The following is a 17,341-nucleotide window of genomic DNA, read 5'->3' as shown; positions in this document are numbered from 1 at the left end:
GGCTCGCCAAGGAAACGATTGCCTTTGCCAAGGAAAAGGCCGGCGACGACATCGTCGACGAAGTGGTCGCCTCGGTTCCGGGTCTCAGCCAGTTCGTCTGATCCGCACATAGGTTTTCCGTAGTGCCCAACCCACCGGTTTGCCGCCGGTGGGTTTTTCTTTGCGCTCCGCCTCTGCAGGCGGCCATCACCTCCGCTGCATTTTGGTTCGCAGCGCCCGTTCGAGCGTCGGCGCAAGCACGATGCAGAGGAGGGCGCTGCCGCCGATGAAGGCTGCCCCCGAAGTCCAGCCGTAGAGCTCGATCGCCGTTCCGACTGCGACCGGCCCGATGAGCTGCCCCAGGTTGCTGCCCTGCATCAGTAGACCCATCGCCATCGGCGCCAGCGCCGGGCGCGGTGAAAGAATCGGCACCGACGAAATCAGCGTCGCCGGAATGAGGCCGCCGATCGTAGAAAACAGGATGCAAAGCCAAAGGACCAGATCTCCGCCGGACTGGCTCAGGAAGATCCACAGGCCGAACACGCCCGTCAGCAAGGCGGCGCTCGCGACCAGCCGGCCTCGGGAAAAGCCACGGGTGAGAAGATGACCGGCGGCCAGATTGCCGATGACGTTCACCAGCGTGATGACGGCGCTCAAGAGGCCAACGGTACCAAGCGAGACGTGCAGGCGTTCGATCAACAGGATCGGCAGAAAACTCGAAAGCGTAAAGCTCATCAGACTGTAGAGCGAAAACAGCACGAAAAGCAGCATCGGGCCGTGGCTCGTGAGCGTCTCGGCCGCATCACTACGGAAAGTGGTGTCGCCGCCGGATGTTGCCGGAGATGGTGACACCGCCAGGAAGACTAAAGCGAGGCTCGCCAGCGTGAGCAAGCCATTACTCCACCAGATCGCTTGCCAATCGGCAAAGACCGGACCGGTCAGCATGGCGATCGCCATGCCCGCGGGCATGAAGCAGCTCCAGAGTGCAAAGACGAGGTCGCGTCGATCCGTTGTCACCAGGCGCATGAGAATAGCCGGGCCGGCAACGACGACCAGCAGGAAGCCGAAACCTTCGACGATGCGTGACAGAAGAAGCAGCGTGAACGCCGGGCTGGCTGCTCCCGCGAAGGAGGCGAGCGCCAGCAGGGCCATGCCGATTGCGAGCAGACGCCGGTCCCCGGCTGCCGCGACGAAGGCACCCGCCGCCATGCCGCCGATGACGCCGACGACGGCGAAGACTGAGGTGATCCAGCCGAGGGCGGAGAGATCGAGACCGAGGTCGGACTGCAGCATGGGTCCGGCAATCAGCCCCTTGCCGACCTGCATGGCTGCGACCACGCCGGCGGTGACAACCGTCATCACACCCGGCCAATCGGTTCTTTCTCGAAGGAAGGTCGCTGCCGTGGCCATCAGGCGATCTCCGCTACGCGCGCACGGCCGGCGACCAGCGCCGCTGCGAGTTCTGCGACGTGGCGTCCCTGGAAACGAGCGCCTTCCAGTTCATTGGCGCTCGGTCGTCGGTCACCACCATTGCCGTCGTCGGCGAGGGTCGAGGCGCCATAGGGCGATCCGCCGGTGATTTCGTCCATGCGCATCTGACCCTTGAAGCTGTAGGGCAGGCCAGCGATCACCATGCCGAGATGGAGAAGCACGGTATGGGTGGCGAGGATCGTCGATTCCTGGCCGCCATGCTGGCTTCCCGTCGAGGTGAAGACGCTGCCGATACGGCCGACCAAGGCGTCCCGCGCCCAGATGCCGCCTGCCTGATCGAGGAAGTTTTTCATCTGCGCCGCCATGTTGCCGAAGCGTGTCGGCGTGCCGATGATGATCGCGTCATAGTCCGGCAGCTCCGCGACGGTCGCAATCGGTGCGTCCTGGTCGCGCTTGTACCCCGCCTTGATGGCAACGGCCTCCGGCACGATTTCGGGAACCCGCTTCAGCGCGACCGTGGCGCCGGCGGCGCGTGCGCCCTCGGCAACGGCCGTCGCCATCGTCTCGATATGACCATAGGATGAGTAGTAGAGGACGAGTATCTTGACCATCGCGCTTTCCTTCCTGCCGAGCACTTGCTGTTCGGAAGAGAAAATGGGTGCTTTCCGTGATCTGATAAAGTGAGATAAAATTCATCAAACTGATCTATAGAATCGATCATGCTGGATGCCCTGACGCTCGATCAGATGCGGACCTTCGTTACCGTCGCCGAAAGTGGGAGTTTCCGCGCGGGCGCTGCCCGCCTTTCCCGGGTGCAATCGGCGGTCAGTCATGCCATCGCCAATCTGGAGAGCGAACTTGGCGTTGCGCTCTTCGACCGCTCGGGCCATCGGCCGGTGCTGACGCCGGAAGGGCAAGCGCTGCTTGCCAATGCCCGCGACATCTTGCTCAGGGTAGACGCCATGCGGGCCCGAGCACGCGGGCTTGGCGAGGGGATCGAACTGGAGCTTTCGCTGATCGTCGACACGCTCTTTCCGATCGAGACGATCGGGCTGGCCCTGAACGAAATGCGGACGATCTACCCCACTGTTTCGATCCGGCTTGCGGTTTCGCCGCTCGGCGGACCGCTGGACGGACTCGTCGAACGCCGCTTCACCCTCGGCATCATGGTCGGCGAAGACTTCCGCGATCCGGCGATCGCCCGTCAGGCACTCGCGACGGTTCAGCTCGTTGCGGTCGTCGCGGCGCATCACCCCCTGGGGCTTGCCCGCGATGGCGCACTCGAAAACGCCGAGCTCGCCGACCACCTGCAGATTGTCCAGTCCGATCCCTCGCAGCGCACGGTAGGACGGGATTTCGGCGTGCTCTCGCCGCAGACCTGCCGCGTCAGCAGTCAGGACACCAAACATGCGATGATCCGGGCAGGCCTCGGCTGGGGCCGGCTGCCGCTCTGGCAGGTACAGCGGGATCTCGATGAAGGCCGGCTCGTACGCATGCCGACGGCAGCCCTTGGCCGCAACAGCCAGGTCGGCGCTGAGTGCTATCTCACTCACCGGATCGATGAGCCGCTCGGACCTGCTGCGCGGGTTTTCGGGGAGGCACTTGCCCGGCTCTGTGCCGCGGGCTAGCGCCGACCGGCAATCGCGAAGGCTAGGGTGAAGATCACGAGCACGGCGCCGACGCCGAGAGGGCCGGCGACCGGATCGACGAAGTTCATCAGTGCGCCGGTGGCGCCGGAACCGGCAGCACTTCCGGCCGCATAGGCGAGCGAGAACGCGGCGCTGCCGGCAACCAGCATGCTGCCACGATACTCTTCGCCGAGCATGGTGAGCGCTGCCGTATAGAGCGCGAAGCTCGCCGCGCCGATAAAGGCGAAGCTCAGTAGCAGGGCGATATCGGAAGACAGGAACGGCACTAGCAAATAGCCGGTGGCGGCGACGGCGGCGGCCGAAATCGCCACCCGGCGGCGCGGCAGGCGGTCGAGCAACACACCGATGAACGGCTGCGCGAGTGCCGTCGGTATAGCCAGCGCCGTGACGCTGAGCGCGGCAAAGGCCTGGCTGTGGCCCGTCTTGACGAAATAGACAGGCATGGCCGAGATCGCCGCGATATCGGCAAAACCGAACATCAGCACCATGAGGATCAGGATTGGCGCCTTCTTGAAAAAGGCAAAGAGGTCACGCGTCGAGGTGGGTTCCGGCCGGGTGCGGGCGCCCATGGTCAGAAGCCCGGTGAGGAACGCGACCAGCGCGATGTAGATCGCCAGGAGGGCAAAGCCGAGACCGCCGCTGGTGCCGAGCAACGGGATCGCCAGCGGTCCGGCGGCAAAGCCGCCACACATGCCGGCGCCGTAAAGCCCGGAAACACGACCGCGCAGCCGGTCCGGACAGGCGGTGTTCAGCCAGGCTTCACCGAGCATGAAGACCATGCTGACGAAGAAGCCGAGGGCAAAGCGGGCGATAAACCAGATGACGAGTTCCGACGTCGAGGCCAGCGTCGCGAGACAGATGGAGCAGCCAATCAGGCTGGCGATGATCAGCTTGTCAGCGGAGGCGAGCCGGGTCAGCCGGCCGAGAATGAGGGTCGCAACGCCGAGACCGGCGGCAAAGCCCATGGCATTGAGGCCGATCATGCCGGCAGAAACGCCGCGGCTTTCCAGCGAAAGCGAGATCAGCGGGTAGGTGAGCCCCTGCGCCACCGAGAAGGCGGTGACGCCCAGAACGACGGCGATGATCGCCGGCCAGTCGGGCGCGAAATCGCTTGGCTGTGCCTCATGCAACGACATCGCCCCTCCCTCTGATCGGTGTCCTTGAGGCGATGTCCATAGCCTATCCGCCGCCGGCAGGGAATTGGCCGGCGGCGAAATGACGGAGCGGGATGAGGAAAAGTGTGCGCGGTTTTCCGCCCGCATCCCGCTCCAATCCAAGAGCGGGATGAGGAAAAGTGCGCGCGGTTTTCCGCCCGCATCCCGCTCCAACCTGAGATCAAGCAGCCTTGTCCCAGACGGGAGCAAGGCCTTCCGGGTTGACGATGCGGCCGTCGGCGCGGGCAAGGGCGTGGATCTCGGCCATTTCGCCGTCGCCGAGCGCGAAGTCGAAGATCGCGAAGTTTTCTTTCAGGCGATCGACCGTCGCGGTCTTCGAAAGCGTGATCACGTCCTTCTGCTGCACCAGCCAGCGAAGCGCAACTTGCGCGGCCGTCTTGCCGTGGCGGGCGCCGATCTCCTTCAAGAGCGGATCGTTCGGCACTTTGCCGTTCGCCATTGCGTAGTAGGCGGTGATCGACATGCCATACTTGCGCGCCGTTCCAAGCACCTTTGTCTGGTCGAGATAGGGGTGGTACTCGACCTGGTTGGTGGCGATCGGTGCATCGCTCAGCTTCACCGCCTCTTCCATCTGCTCCGTGTTGAAGTTGCTGACGCCGATATGGCGGACTTTTCCGGCCTTGTGCACTTCGTTGAGGGCGCCGATGCGCTCGGCCATCGGCACGTCGCTGCCGCCCGGCCAATGCAGGAGAAGCAGATCGACATGGTCTGTCTTCAGCTTTTTCAGGCTCTCGTCGACCGAGGCGAGGAAGTCGCGATGCGCATATTTGTCGACCCAGACCTTGGTGGTGAGGAAGATGTCGGCGCGCGAGACGCCGGAATTGTGGATCGCTTCGCCGACCTCGGCCTCGTTGCCGTAGATCTGTGCGGTATCGATATGGTGGAAGCCGAGTTTGAGCGCTTCCGGCAGCACCCGCAGCACGTCTGCGCCTGGCATGCGGAAGGTGCCGAAGCCGAGCGCCGGAATGTTGGCGCCGTTGGAATTGACGGAATGCATGATGTGTAACTCCTTGTGCATGACCTGCTGAACGTGACGAGCGCCCGGCCATGGGGCCGGGCGAAAAAGGAACGATCTATAGGTGGTCCTCAGGGACGGCGGTTCAAGCCGGTTGGTAGGCCGCGCCGGCCCGCCGATCAAGTGCGCCGCTCAGAACTGTAAGCAGCAGGGCGGCAGCGACGAGCAGGGCGCCGATAACGGGTGTCATGCCGAGGCCGAGCGGCGAGGCGACGATCACGCCGCCGAGCCAGGCGCCGACGGCAATGCCGAGGTTGAAGGCTGCGATGTTGAGCGCCGAGGCGACATCGACGGCGCCCGGACGGTGCTGTTTGGCAAGCTGCACGACATAGAGTTGCAGGCCAGGGACATTGGCGAAAGACAGGAAGCCCAACGCCGCAAGTGTCGCCAGCGTCAGCACTGGCGAGGGAGCGGTGAAGGTGAAAAGGACCAGCACGGCTGCCTGCGCCAGGAACAGGCCGATCAGCGCCTTTACCGGGTCGCGGTTGGCGATCTTGCCGCCGGCAATGTTACCGATGGCAATGGCGATGCCATAGAGCACCAGGATCAGGCTGACGGCGCCTTCCGAAAAGCCGGTGATGTCCTGCAGGATCGGCGCCAGGAAGGTGAAGGCGACGAAGGTGCCGCCGTAACCGAGCGCGGTCATGGCAAAGACGATCAGCAGGCGGCCGGAACCGAGCACGCGGACCTGATCGATGAGCTTGGCCGGCGGCGCCTTGGAGAGCGTGTTCGGCAGCAGGGCAACGATCGCGGCGAGCGCGACGACGCCGAGACCGGTCACGGCCCAGAAGGTGGCACGCCAGCCGAAGGTCTGGCCGATCCAGGTGCCGAGCGGCACGCCGGTAACGATCGCGACAGTGAGGCCCATGAACATCATGGCGATCGCGGAGGCGCGGCGGTCTTCCGGAACGAGGTCGGCGGCGATGGTAGAGCCGACTGAGAAGAATACGCCATGGGCAAAGGCGGAAATGACACGGGCGACGAGCAGCGGTTCATAGCTTGGCGAGAGTGCCGCAGCAGCATTGCCGACGATGAACAGGGCCATCAGGCCGATGAGGAGCGGCTTGCGCTCGATCCGGCCGGTGAGCGCAGTCAGCACCGGCGCGCCAAAGGTGACACCGAGCGCATAGACGCTGACGATCAGGCCCGCGAGCGGCAGGGTGACGTTAAGGTCGGTAGCGACCGTTGGCAGCAGGCCGACGATCACGAATTCCGTTGTTCCGATCGCATAGGCCGCGATCGTCAGGGCGAGGATGGCAATGGGCACGACGAGACCTTTCCCACCCGGCTGGGAGGGCCGGGCGTGGTTGTTGTTGAAGTCGGGCGGAATATGAGCCTGTGCACTCCTCGTGATAATACGCATAATCGGACAAGTGACTGTGAATTGGCTTCAAAGGTGAAAGATGGATAACCGGGCGGGTGAGATGGAGGTCTTCGTTGCGGTTTCGGAGACGCGCAGTTTCTCGGCGGCCGCGCGGCGGCTGACGCTTTCGCCTTCGGCCGTCAGCAAGCTGGTGACACGTATCGAGGATCGGCTCGGCACCCGTCTTCTCGTGCGCTCGACCCGGACCCTGCAACTGACGCCGGAGGGGGAGGTCTACCTCCAGCGGGCGCAACGGATATTGTCGGACATCGCCGAGACCGAACAACTGGTCGCCGCCGGCGGCCGCATGACGCCACGCGGGCTGTTGCGGGTGAATGCGGCGGTCGGCTTCGGTGAGCGCTACATCATGCCGCTCGCGCCGGAATTTCTGGCTCGCTATCCGGAGGTGCAGCTCGATCTGACGCTGACCGACAGCATGATCGACGTCGTTGGCGAGCGCGCAGACGTGGCGATCCGCACCGGACCGTTGCGTGATTCATCCTTGAAGGCGCGCAAGCTCATGGACAGCCGGCCGGTGGTGATCGCATCGCCCGACTATCTGGAAAAACATGGGATCCCGCAAACGCCTGACGATCTCGACGGCCACAATTGCATCCGCTTCAACTTCCGCCGCAGCGTCGACGAATGGGCGTTCCGCATGCCCGGGCAGCCGGCCGCGGAACTTCGCTCGGTCTTCGGCAACATGCAGGTATCGAGCGGTTCGATCGTCCGCCAGCTTTGTCTTGCCGGCATGGGCATTGGCCGCATCGGCCGTTTCCACGTTGAGCCGGATTTCGAAGCGGGCAAGCTCGTGCCGTTGCTGGAAGACTATCAATCGGGCGAGATCGAGACGGTTTATGCCGTCTACGCCGGCCATGAGCATCTCGCCGCCCGTATCCGTGCCTTCATCGATTTCCTGGTCGACCGCATGTAACGGCGACAGGTCCGGATGCGCTACGCCTTCACCGCGACGATGAGAATTCGGGGAAAATGCAACAGCACCTTGCCGTCGCTCATGGCAGGATAGGCAGCGCGGATCCGGTCCGTATAGGCGGCAACAAAGGCGTCGCGCCTGTCTTCCGGCACGGCGTCGAGATAGGGGCGCAGGCCCGTGCCTTTCACCCACTCGACAATCGCTTCGGCATTGGCCAGCCGATGGTGGTAGATCGTGTGCCAGACCTCGATGCTCGCCGCCTGCGGCGCCAGGCATTCGACATAGGTCGCCGGCCCCGGCATCGGATTGCGGCGGATGGTCTTGCCGGCGAAGACCTCGGCGAAGGCAGGGCTGCGGGCGGTCTCCTCCATCAGCAGGTGGCTCGGCTCGGCGAGATTGTCCGGCATCTGGACCGCGAGCGTGCCACCCGATGCAAGGGCGTTCATCAGCCTTTCGAAGATCGTGAGATGGTTCGGAAGCCATTGGAAGACGGCATTGCCGTAAAACAGCGATGCACCGGCGGGTGGGGTCCAGCTTGCAAGATCCGCCCGTTCGAAGGTGATGCCGGGCAGCCGCTTGGCCGCCGCAACGAGCATGTTCTCGTCGCTGTCGAGGCCGGACAGCGTCGCTTCGGGAAACCGGTCGCGAATGAGTTCGGTGGAATTGCCGGGCCCGCAGCCGAGATCGAAGGCTGGTCCCTCGGGCAACTCAGGGACTTGGGCGAGAAGATCTCTGGCTGGTCGGGTGCGTTCGTCTTCGAACTTCAGATATTGCGCAGGCGACCAGACCATTGGGGAATCCTTCAGATGCCGAATTGCAGGCTTTCGAGCGAGGGCAGGATCAGCGCCGGCCCGTGATCGAGATATTCGTCCGGCATGTCCGCCCGGTTGATCCAGACGGTACGGAAACCGAACTTCGTCGCCCCGGCAATATCCCAGCGGTTCGACGACTGGAACGAGACTGCGTGCGGGTAGAGCCGGTAGCTGGTGGTAACGAGATCGTAGACCGCGGGCGCTGTCTTGAACGCCTTCACCGCGTCGACCGAAAAGACGTCGTCGATGACAATGTCGAGCGCGGCGTTGCGCACCGCGGATGCGAGCATAGCCGGCGAGCCGTTGGAAAGGATGGCGATCCGCGCGCCGCGCTCCTTCAGCCCCTTCAGGACCGCCGGCACTTCCGGATAGCAATCGAGCGTCCAGTAGGCATCAAGCAGGCGCTTGCGAAGTTTCGGGTCGGCAGAGGGAAAACGCGCGAACGCATAGTCGAGCGACTGTTCGGTCAGTTGCCAGAAGTCCTGGTAGCTGCCCATCAGCGAGCGCACCCAGGAATATTCGAGCTGCTTGGCGCGCCAGAGTTCGGAGAAAGCCTGCCCGTCCGGACCGATCTCCTGCGCGTGGCGCCTGACGGCCGCATGCACGTCGAAGAGCGTGCCGTAGGCGTCAAACACATAGGCCGCGTGGGACATCTTTTCCTCCCGTCTTTTGTTTTCGGCGCTGGGATGACACGGCGATAGAGCCACGTCAAAGCCTATCCGAAAACAAAGGCTTACAGCATCATGCCCGATCGGGTAGCCAGCTGTCACCGTTCTTTCGTGGGATCATGTCAAATATTTGTGCATTGCACAACGGCCACGGATTTCTTGCTTCAACCTTTGGCTGGTTTCCAGACTTTTGCCGGAAAACGCAGCGCCTGCTTGGCAAGCCTGCCCTTGAGGCCGAGCGCCGTGTCGCAGAGGTTGACCACATGACGGTTCGGCTTGGCTTCCGGCCGCAGCGCATGCAGTGCGGCGGCTGCGTCTTCCGGCGGCATGTAGCGCGCAAGGATGCCGAGCGTCAGCGCCGTCGCGCGGCCAATGCCCCGAAGGCAATGGATGAGCAGATGGGCGTCTTCGGGCAGACCGTCGACAAAAGCGAAGGCAGCGTCGATCGCCTCCGGGCGCGCCGCATCCGGTTCGTCCGGATCGGTGGTGTCTCCGAAAAAGAGTTCCAGATGCCTTTCCGGCGGCAGCTCGATCATCGAGAGCAGCCGGCTGCCGGGCGCGCGGATGGAGATCAGATGCGTCGGTGCCCAGAGCGCGCGATTGTGCCGCGCTTCGGTCTGCGAGCTGACGATGACCCGAATGGGCCAGCCGGCCGGATGCGCCGGATTGGCGTTGAGTACGGGATGGTAGAGTTCATCCCCGGTGACAGCTGCCGCAAGCGCCATGGCAGGACCTCGCTCGTGATTCTTTCGTGCGGATTTTGCCCTGAAACCGGCCGAGGCTTAAGAGCAAAATCATGGGATAGGCGAAAAGCGGCCATCGGGCGGGGCGTCAACCCGAATGGATATAGCGCCGCGACCAGCGGGACGGCACGAGAACGGTGGCAAGCCCGAGCCCGGTGCTGAGTGCAAAGGACGCCCAGAGCGCGACCGCGCCGAAGTGGCGCTGCAACAGTGCGCCGGCGACCGCGCCGGAGAACATGCCGAGCCAGGGCACGATCTGCATCATCCACTGGCGGTTCCTGTTGCCGAGCAGCCAGCGGCCGAGGCCACGCCCGAAGCGGGAAAGGGCGCCGGTCACGTAGGTAAGTCCGATCGGCAGGCCTTCGATATGCTCGACTGCCGCATTGACCAGGCCCATGGCAAGCACGACGCCGTAGAAATAGAAGGGCTTCGGCATCCAGCTGCCGAAGCCGGCGCAGAGCATGAGCACGAAACTGACGGATGAGAGAACACCGACGACGCCGAGGCGTGCTGCCGCGATCACGCCGAGCGCGTTGCCGACGATGAAGGCTCCGAGCGCGCCGACGAGCAGCAGGGCGCCGATCAAATCGCCGTCGCCGAGCGCGATCGCCGCCCGCGTCGTGTTGCCGCTCATGAAGGAAACGAAGTCGCCAATGCTCAAGAGCCCGATCGCGTCGGTCATGCCGGCGAGAAACGAGATCGTTGCGGCAATGGCGAGCGCCGTGCCGGTCCGCTGCCGCTGTATCAATCTTCGCCGTCTCGCGATGGTCATCTGCCTTGCCCCCGATTGGGGACAAGGCTAGCGCATCCGGAAGGTGAGTCGGAATGGGCGCTCGTCATATTGCCTGCCGGATGTGGCGTTTCCAGCTTGCCACGGCCATCAGAATCGCGTGATGACGCTGATGCCGAGGTCGGTGGCGCGGTCCATGGTGGTCAGCGCAGGGATGGCCTCTTCAAGCGAAATCTCCCGGCCGATCAGCTGCTGCGGCTTCAGCTTGCCGTCGGCAATCATCGCCAGCATGGCGTCGTAGCGCCAGGCCTGCATGCCGTGGCTGCCGTAGATCTCGAGCTCGTGGCCGATCACCTGTGCCATCGGGATCTGCGGTGTCGCCTGGTCGCCGAGCATCAGCCCGACCTGGACATGGCGACCGCGCCGGCGCAGGTTCTTGATCGAGTTGAAGCAGGTCACAGGATTGCCGAGCGCGTCGATCGAGACGTGCGCGCCGCCACCGGTAATATCCTTGACGGCGGCTGCGACGTCCTGCACGTCACGGCCGTTGATCGTTGCCACGGCACCGAGCTTTTTGGCGAAGGCGAGCTTGTCTTCGGCGATGTCGATCGCGATCGGCTTGGCGCCGAGTGCTGCCGCGATCATGATCGCCGAAAGGCCGACACCACCGCAGCCATGCACTGCCACCCACTCGCCGCCCTTGACCTTGGCCTGGTCGGCGACGGCGCGGAACGAGGTGGCGAAACGGCAGCCGAGGCTTGCGGCCGTGGTGAAATCCATGCTTTCGGGCAGATGCACGAGGTTCTGGTCGGCGAAATCGAGCGCGACATATTCGGCAAACGAGCCCCAATGGGTAAAGCCCGGCTGGAACTGCGCCTCGCAGACCTGCTGGTTACCCGAGCGGCACTCACCGCAGCGGCCGCAGCCGGAAACGAAGGGCACGGTGACGCGGTCGCCGACCTTGTAGCGCATCACGCCGCGGCCGGCCGCGGTGACCACGCCCGCCAGTTCATGACCGGGCACATGCGGCAGGCGGATATCGGCGTCATGGCCCATCCATCCATGCCAGTCGGAACGGCAAAGCCCGGTGGCCTCGACCTTGATGACGACGCCGTTTTCGGTCGGGGTCGGGTCGGGAAGGGTCCGGATCTCCGGCGTCTTCTCGAACGCGTCGTAATACATGGCTTTCATCGGGGCGCTCCTTGCAATGTCTGAATGGGGGCGGCGCGACCATCGATGTGCCGCGCCATGAGAATTTCGTCGACTTCTTCCTCTCCGTCGAGGAGCCCGCCCGGAACGCATCCGATTTCGCGGAAACCCTCGCGTTCGTAGAAGCGGATTGCGGTGCCGTTGTCGGCGCGGGCGACAAGCTCCAGCATCCGGATACCGTCCGAACGCGCATGTTCGGTAAGACGGGCAAGAAGCTGGCGCGCTACACCGGATCCGCGCGCCTCGCGGCGAACGTAGACCATGATGATGGTGGCCCGGTGCGCCATCCGGCTGGCGCGCTGCCGCATCGAGCCCATGATGCCGACGGGCTCATCGCCGTCGAGAGCGACAAAGACGGCGTTGGCAGCAAGCCGTGCCTGCCATTCGGCAACAGGAAGCCGCGCCCAGTCCGCCTCGGTCGAGGCGAAGGCCTGTGGCTCGTGATGGAGTGCCTCCAGCCGTATGCGGCGGAAGATTTCCACGTCGTCCTGATCGAGATGTCTGATCTGCACGGATGTCCCTTTCGTTTGCGCAAGAGACTAAGCGAGAGGTCGTTCCGGTGCCAGAATGGTCGCCATGACATTTTTTGATAGACCCATTCACCCCGATGCTGTTTTTTCGGGGTATGCGGAAAGACTAGAATAAAAACCTTAAGGAGACGCCGATGGCCGTCGATACATCCCCCCGCTCAGTGACCTGGACTTATGTCGATGGCGAATGGCTCTCGGGCAACCCGCCGCTGATCGGACCGACTTCGCACGCGATGTGGCTGGGTTCGACGGTATTCGACGGTGCCCGAGTCTTTGATGGCGTCGCCCCTGACCTCGATCTGCATTGCCAGCGCGTCAACCGTTCGGCAACGGCGCTTGGCCTGAAGCCGACCATGACAGCCGAAGAGATCGAAGCGCTGACGTGGGAAGGCGCAAAGAAGTTCGACGGCAAGACTGCACTCTATGTAAAGCCGATGTACTGGGCCGAGCACGGCGCCGCCGGTGTCGTCGCCATCGATCCGGAATCGACCCGTTTCGCGCTTTGCCTGTTCGAAGCCCCCATGGGCAACGGCCATGGCGGTTCGTCGCTGACGCTCTCGCCGTTCCGCCGGCCGACGCTGGAATCGATGCCGACTGACGCGAAGGCCGGCTGCCTCTACCCGAACAATGCCCGCATCCTGACGGAGGCGCGTTCGCGCGGATTCGACAATGCGCTCGTGCGCGACATGCTCGGCAACATCGCCGAGACCGGCTCTTCCAACGTCTTCCTGGTCAAGGACGGCGTCGTCTACACGCCGGCTGCCAACCGCACCTTCCTTGCCGGCATCACCCGCTTCCGCGTCATGACATTGCTGCGGGAAGCCGGTTTCGAAGTGGTCGAGGCGACGTTGACCATGGCCGATTTCGAAGCGGCCGACGAGATTTTCACCTCCGGCAATTACTCCAAGGTGCTGCCGGTGACGCGTCTGGAGAGCCGTGACCTGCAGGCCGGTCCGGTCGCCGCCAAGGCGCGCGATCTCTACATGGATTGGGCGCACGCGGCGCGCGACGTTTGAGAAAATCCGAAGGCAAAGGCACCGGGCGCGAGGCTCCTGCGCTCGGATAGTGCGCTTTGAAGTACGGCCACAGTCCGGTCGCTTCCCTCCCGCGATCAGCGGGAGAGGGATGTGCGCGCCGTCGCTGCAGCGTGCCTGTGGATCAGATAGGCCTGGACTGAGATGCCCGACAGGAAGATCACCAGCCAGACGAGCAACGTTGTCTGCACGATCGGTGATTCCGGGCCATTTGCGAGCGGCTGCGAGACCGGCAGCCGTTTCAGCGTTTCATTGACCGCCGGCACGATCAGCAAGAAGTAAGTGAACGAGAGGCCGAGTGTCGTCAGGTAGGGTTTCAGGCGTCCGAGGAAATCGATGCGCGCAACGGCAAGGCTCCCGGCGATCACGAGGAGCGTGACGATGCCAAGCGCATGCCCTGCATTGAAGCCGCCGGTGCTCGACAGCCCCGCCGTCGTCAAAACGGTGAGGAGGAGAGTGGCGAGATAGATCTTGCCGGAGCGCGTCGCAGGATCGATGGCGCCATAGCGGGCGAAACCGTAGAGCCCCGCGGCGACGGGCGCTAGGCTGATTGCCGTATGTATGATGCCAAGGGTGGACAGCGGATTTGCCATGATCTTGCTCCTTCGAATATTGCCGACCGACTAGTTGGTCAGTGTTGGTTCAAAAAAAGAAATGCGCTTGCTGCTTCTGCCGGCGCATCGGGTACGTCCAAGTTTGACTTTACGGCCGCTACAGACTGTCCGCCGTTACCGTGGGAACAGTCCTAGCCGATTTTGCGTCGACATTCTTGCACCTTGATGACGCCACGCCAACGCCAGCGGCACCTTCGATCACATCGTCTTGCTGGCCAGAAGCTGATCCAGTGCGCGACGGGCGATAGCCGAAAACACGGTGGGATCGGAGTCGGCGACGCGCGCCGCAAGCATGGCGCCGTGAACGGAGGCAATCAAGCAATCAGCCGCTACTGCTGATCCGTGTTCGGCCTTGAGCAAGCCATTGGCGACGCCGTCCTCGATCACCGCACGGAGCCAGCCGGCGAGATCGGCGAAATGGCTACGCACCTGCTGAACGACGGCTTCCGGCAGTGACGGGATCTCGGAGGCGAGCAGGGCTCCTATGCAGAACGGCATGTCCTGTCGGCGAATGCAGTCCTCCCAGAAGCCGATATAGGCTTCAAGCCGCGCAACCGGATCGGCGACGGTAGCCAGCAGCCCTTCGACATGGCGGCGATTGTTCTTGCGGTAGCGCGCAAGCACCGTTGCCGCCAGATCCGCCTTGCTCGGGAAGTGATGATGGATCGTTGCCTTGCCGACACCCACTTCAGGCGCAATGTCGGCATAGCTGAAGGCGTTGTAACCCCTCGACACCATCAGGCGTTCCGCGACGTCCAGGATCTTTTCGTAGGTCTCACTCACCATGGCAAACCTCTACCAACTGGTCGGTTGAAGCTCAAGCCGCAGGTGGCGCTCAAGGGAGGGCAGCGTAGAACGGACGACCTTCCGGCCCGCCTGGCAGATCGGCAGCCACGCGCCGTCGCGTGATCGTCGCTGTTGGCTCAGCGACCTTGCAGGATCTTGATGAGGTTCACGGTCGGCCCGCCATTCATGTTGCGCCGAACGTCGGCATATTTCAGTCGACCGGATGCCAATGCGTTGACGAGCCGCTTGCAAGTGAGGGCCGGAACCTTGCTCGGTGGAACACTGAGCAGCATCGCGCCACCTTCGAGGTCGGATCTCGACCACTTCTTGCTGACGCAATCCTGGTACATCGCCTTTTGAAGTGCGGGACTGCCTTGGGCTGCTGCCTGCAGGCGCGCATATTCATCCTGCGACGGTGCGCAGGAAGCGAGGACGGCGAGAGAAAGAACAAGCGAGGCAGTGCGCAGGGACTTCATGGCAATCTCCGGTTGGTGTTGACCCGGTAATTGCGTGTGTTTCCATTCGCAACCCTTTGTAGCGGCCTCGGCAGCCGAGCGGATTGCGGCAGATCCTTCGCGCCTTCTCCGTGCGCGGGTGTGTTATTTCTTCTTTGCAGGCACGCCCACCTTCACCGTGTCAGGTGCAAGCTCGCCTCCGAGTTCGACCGTCTTCTTCTTCTTGTCGAAGACGCAGATCTGCGTGACAGCGGCTTTGGAGCCTTTCGGTGTGCCGATCACCAGTGCCAGGCCGAAGCTCTCCGAGCCGAAGGGATCGACCACGGCACTTGCCTTCTCGAGTGAAGTGGCGGCCGCAAGGCACTTCTTGGAAACCTCCGTCCGGAACGCCTCCCATGCATCGCCGGAGGAGGCTGCGGCGTTGGACGCAAACAGGGCCGCGGCAGCGGAAAGAGCGAGGGCGGGGATGAGGCGCTGGGGCATGGGCGGTCCTTCATGCAAGGTTGTAGCGGCGGCCAAGCTGCAAGCAAACCGTGGCACGATTGTGCTCGAAAGTGTCATGCTTTCAAAATGATGTTGAAAGTATATTCCGTGGGTTGAGGAAAAATTGGCATTGCATCGGTTGCCTCCATGGGGACCGGTGCCTATGTTCCCGCTCACAGATTTCCCACACGAAATCCCATGCCAAGAGGAGATGCCCACATGGCTTTCGAATTGCCGAACCTTCCCTACGACTACGATGCGCTGGCGCCCTACATGTCGCGCGAGACGCTCGAATATCACCACGACAAGCACCACCTTGCCTACGTGACCAACGGCAACAAGCTTGCTGAAGAAGCCGGCCTCTCCGACCTGTCGCTCGAGGAAGTCGTCAAGAAGTCCTATGGCACCAATCAGCCGCTGTTCAACAATGCCGGCCAGCACTACAACCACATCCACTTCTGGAAGTGGATGAAGAAGGGTGGCGGCGGCACCAGCCTGCCGGCCAAGCTCGAAGCGGCCATCAAGTCCGATCTTGGCGGCTACGACAAGTTCCGCGCTGATTTCATCGCCGCCGGCACCGGCCAGTTCGGCTCGGGCTGGGCGTGGCTCTCGGTCAAAAACGGCAAGCTCGAAATCTCCAAGACCCCGAACGGCGAAAACCCGCTCGTTCACGGTGCTTCGCCGATCCTCGGCGTCGATGTCTGGGAACACTCCTATTACATCGACTACCGCAATGCTCGCCCGAAGTACCTCGAAGCCTTCGTCGACAGCCTGATCAACTGGGATTACGTGCTCGAAATGTACGAAGCGGCTTCCAAGTAAGTCGTCCGATTTCGACGCATGACCTTTGGACCCGGCGCTTGCGCCGGGTCTTTTCGTTTGGGCTGCACGCGGATGCGCGATCTCTTACGCCGCCGTCGGTGGTGTCTTCCAGCCGCTCACCCAGAGTTCCCTCAGGCGATTGCCTTCGCCTGGAAAATAGGCGTCCGCGGCTTCGCAATGCTCCACGCGATCGGCGCGGAAGTTGCGGATCGCCTGCCGCAACTCGCACCAGGCAACGAGATTGGCGGTTTCCGAATAGTAGATCAGCGCCACCGGCCGGATCATCCGTTCCGTGGCGCGACCAAGCTCGTCGCGATAGTTGAGCTCGAGCTTCTGCTCATCGCGGATCGCCCGGCGGACCAAGGCGAGATCGATGCCGGCGGGCGAGGGAGCGATGGTGCCCCAGGCATGCAGGGCCTGGGAGCGAAAGGCGCGCCTGAGCGGCTCGGGCACCGCGGCCGTGATCTTCTTGTTGACGCGGCCGGCGGCCGCCTTCAACTCCTCGTCACCGGTTCGCGACAGCAGCGCCAGCGCCACTGCGATCGCTTCCGTTTCTTCGATCGAGAACATCAGCGGCGGCAGGTCGAAGCCTGGCCGGAGGATGTAGCCGATGCCGCGGCCGCCTTCGATCGGCACACGCATCGCCTGGAGCGCGGCGATGTCGCGGTAGATCGAGCGCACCGTCACCTCCAGCGTCTCGGCCATCGCCGCGCCAGTCACGGGCTTCCGCGCGAGCCGGAGGATCTGGATGATCTCGAAAAGCCGTGCCGCCTTGCGCATCGAAAACCGCTCCCGCCGTCAACGCTCCTGACAATACCTTGTCAGTTGCCCGGATTTATACCATCAGCCAACGAATTGAAAAAACAGCAATTCGTCTTGAGAATTGAAAAATCGGGCGATGGACAACTG

At 63.2% G+C, this 17,341-nt stretch carries 20 protein-coding genes; 4 read left to right on the top strand and 16 right to left on the bottom strand.

Going from position 1 to position 17,341, the window contains the following annotated elements:
* Positions 1-186: 186 nt before the first annotated feature.
* A complete protein-coding gene (locus tag I8N66_RS17175; RefSeq protein WP_291155677.1) occupies positions 187-1,389 on the bottom strand; it encodes an MFS transporter in 1,203 nt (400 codons plus the stop codon).
* Positions 1,389-2,021: an NAD(P)H:quinone oxidoreductase gene (wrbA, locus tag I8N66_RS17170; RefSeq protein ID WP_291155674.1), complete on the bottom strand. Its 633-nt coding sequence runs from the start codon at positions 2,019-2,021 to the stop codon at positions 1,389-1,391. Before wrbA ends, I8N66_RS17175 begins: the two co-directional genes overlap by 1 nt.
* A gap of 108 nt (positions 2,022-2,129) precedes the next feature.
* Here wrbA and I8N66_RS17165 point away from each other — a divergent pair, with 108 nt between their 5' ends.
* Complete coding sequence (locus I8N66_RS17165) at positions 2,130-3,038, top strand: LysR family transcriptional regulator (RefSeq protein ID WP_113538079.1); 909 nt, start codon at positions 2,130-2,132, stop codon at positions 3,036-3,038.
* Here I8N66_RS17165 and I8N66_RS17160 read toward each other — a convergent pair.
* From I8N66_RS17160 to I8N66_RS17150, 3 genes are all read right to left on the bottom strand, one after another.
* Positions 3,035-4,195 carry an MFS transporter gene (locus I8N66_RS17160; RefSeq protein WP_291155670.1) on the bottom strand — a complete coding sequence of 387 codons (1,161 nt, stop codon included), beginning with the start codon at positions 4,193-4,195 and terminating at the stop codon, positions 3,035-3,037. The genes I8N66_RS17165 and I8N66_RS17160 overlap by 4 nt on opposite strands.
* A gap of 199 nt (positions 4,196-4,394) precedes the next feature.
* A complete protein-coding gene (locus I8N66_RS17155; protein WP_291155667.1) occupies positions 4,395-5,231 on the bottom strand; it encodes an aldo/keto reductase in 837 nt (278 codons plus the stop codon).
* Positions 5,232-5,334: 103 nt separating this feature from the next.
* Positions 5,335-6,516 carry an MFS transporter gene (locus I8N66_RS17150; protein ID WP_223726720.1) on the bottom strand — a complete coding sequence of 394 codons (1,182 nt, stop codon included), beginning with the start codon at positions 6,514-6,516 and terminating at the stop codon, positions 5,335-5,337.
* A 136-nt stretch (positions 6,517-6,652) separates the two neighbouring features.
* Here I8N66_RS17150 and I8N66_RS17145 point away from each other — a divergent pair, with 136 nt between their 5' ends.
* Positions 6,653-7,546 (top strand): LysR family transcriptional regulator, encoded by an 894-nt coding sequence (locus I8N66_RS17145; RefSeq protein ID WP_223726721.1) that lies wholly within the window; start codon positions 6,653-6,655, stop codon positions 7,544-7,546.
* A 20-nt stretch (positions 7,547-7,566) separates the two neighbouring features.
* Here I8N66_RS17145 and tam read toward each other — a convergent pair whose 3' ends face one another.
* The 6 genes from tam to I8N66_RS17115 form a co-directional block, all read right to left on the bottom strand.
* The gene (gene tam, locus I8N66_RS17140; protein WP_291155660.1) at positions 7,567-8,337 is read right to left on the bottom strand and encodes a trans-aconitate 2-methyltransferase; all 771 of its coding nucleotides are present in this window, start codon (positions 8,335-8,337) and stop codon (positions 7,567-7,569) included.
* A gap of 11 nt (positions 8,338-8,348) precedes the next feature.
* Complete coding sequence (locus I8N66_RS17135) at positions 8,349-9,011, bottom strand: haloacid dehalogenase type II (protein ID WP_291155657.1); 663 nt, start codon at positions 9,009-9,011, stop codon at positions 8,349-8,351.
* 179 nt (positions 9,012-9,190) lie between these two features.
* Positions 9,191-9,751: a phosphatase gene (locus I8N66_RS17130; RefSeq protein WP_291155654.1), complete on the bottom strand. Its 561-nt coding sequence runs from the start codon at positions 9,749-9,751 to the stop codon at positions 9,191-9,193.
* Positions 9,752-9,857: 106 nt separating this feature from the next.
* Entirely contained in the window at positions 9,858-10,541 is a 684-nt protein-coding gene (locus I8N66_RS17125; RefSeq protein ID WP_291155651.1) for a YoaK family protein, read from the bottom strand.
* 108 nt (positions 10,542-10,649) lie between these two features.
* Positions 10,650-11,690, bottom strand: coding sequence for a zinc-dependent alcohol dehydrogenase family protein (locus I8N66_RS17120; protein WP_291155648.1), 1,041 nt, complete (start codon positions 11,688-11,690; stop codon positions 10,650-10,652).
* Positions 11,687-12,220 (bottom strand): GNAT family N-acetyltransferase, encoded by a 534-nt coding sequence (locus I8N66_RS17115; RefSeq protein WP_291155645.1) that lies wholly within the window; start codon positions 12,218-12,220, stop codon positions 11,687-11,689. Before I8N66_RS17115 ends, I8N66_RS17120 begins: the two co-directional genes overlap by 4 nt.
* A gap of 152 nt (positions 12,221-12,372) precedes the next feature.
* On the opposite strand from I8N66_RS17115, the gene I8N66_RS17110 reads away from it, so the two are divergent.
* Positions 12,373-13,254: a branched-chain amino acid aminotransferase gene (locus tag I8N66_RS17110; protein WP_113537895.1), complete on the top strand. Its 882-nt coding sequence runs from the start codon at positions 12,373-12,375 to the stop codon at positions 13,252-13,254.
* Positions 13,255-13,349: 95 nt separating this feature from the next.
* Here I8N66_RS17110 and I8N66_RS17105 read toward each other — a convergent pair whose 3' ends face one another.
* From I8N66_RS17105 to I8N66_RS17090, 4 genes are all read right to left on the bottom strand, one after another.
* On the bottom strand, positions 13,350-13,865 hold the full coding sequence (locus I8N66_RS17105) for a hypothetical protein (RefSeq protein ID WP_291155641.1): 516 nt from the start codon (positions 13,863-13,865) through the stop codon (positions 13,350-13,352).
* A gap of 219 nt (positions 13,866-14,084) precedes the next feature.
* On the bottom strand, positions 14,085-14,672 hold the full coding sequence (locus I8N66_RS17100) for a TetR/AcrR family transcriptional regulator (protein ID WP_291155638.1): 588 nt from the start codon (positions 14,670-14,672) through the stop codon (positions 14,085-14,087).
* 137 nt (positions 14,673-14,809) lie between these two features.
* Positions 14,810-15,148 carry a hypothetical protein gene (locus tag I8N66_RS17095; RefSeq protein ID WP_113537892.1) on the bottom strand — a complete coding sequence of 113 codons (339 nt, stop codon included), beginning with the start codon at positions 15,146-15,148 and terminating at the stop codon, positions 14,810-14,812.
* A 123-nt stretch (positions 15,149-15,271) separates the two neighbouring features.
* Positions 15,272-15,610 carry a hypothetical protein gene (locus I8N66_RS17090; protein WP_291155634.1) on the bottom strand — a complete coding sequence of 113 codons (339 nt, stop codon included), beginning with the start codon at positions 15,608-15,610 and terminating at the stop codon, positions 15,272-15,274.
* A gap of 219 nt (positions 15,611-15,829) precedes the next feature.
* On the opposite strand from I8N66_RS17090, the gene I8N66_RS17085 reads away from it, so the two are divergent.
* Positions 15,830-16,432, top strand: a complete 603-nt coding sequence (locus tag I8N66_RS17085) for a superoxide dismutase (RefSeq protein WP_104667710.1) — start codon at positions 15,830-15,832, stop codon at positions 16,430-16,432.
* 84 nt (positions 16,433-16,516) lie between these two features.
* Here the strand turns inward: I8N66_RS17085 and I8N66_RS17080 are convergent, their stop codons facing one another.
* Positions 16,517-17,212: a YafY family protein gene (locus I8N66_RS17080; RefSeq protein WP_113537891.1), complete on the bottom strand. Its 696-nt coding sequence runs from the start codon at positions 17,210-17,212 to the stop codon at positions 16,517-16,519.
* Positions 17,213-17,341: the final 129 nt, after the last annotated feature.

Origin of the sequence: Ensifer sp. SSB1 (assembly GCF_016652895.1) — a bacterium.
GTDB lineage: Bacteria > Pseudomonadota > Alphaproteobacteria > Rhizobiales > Rhizobiaceae > Ensifer.
Note: the sequence above shows the minus strand (reverse complement) of the source record. Positions and strands in the feature narration are given on the sequence as shown.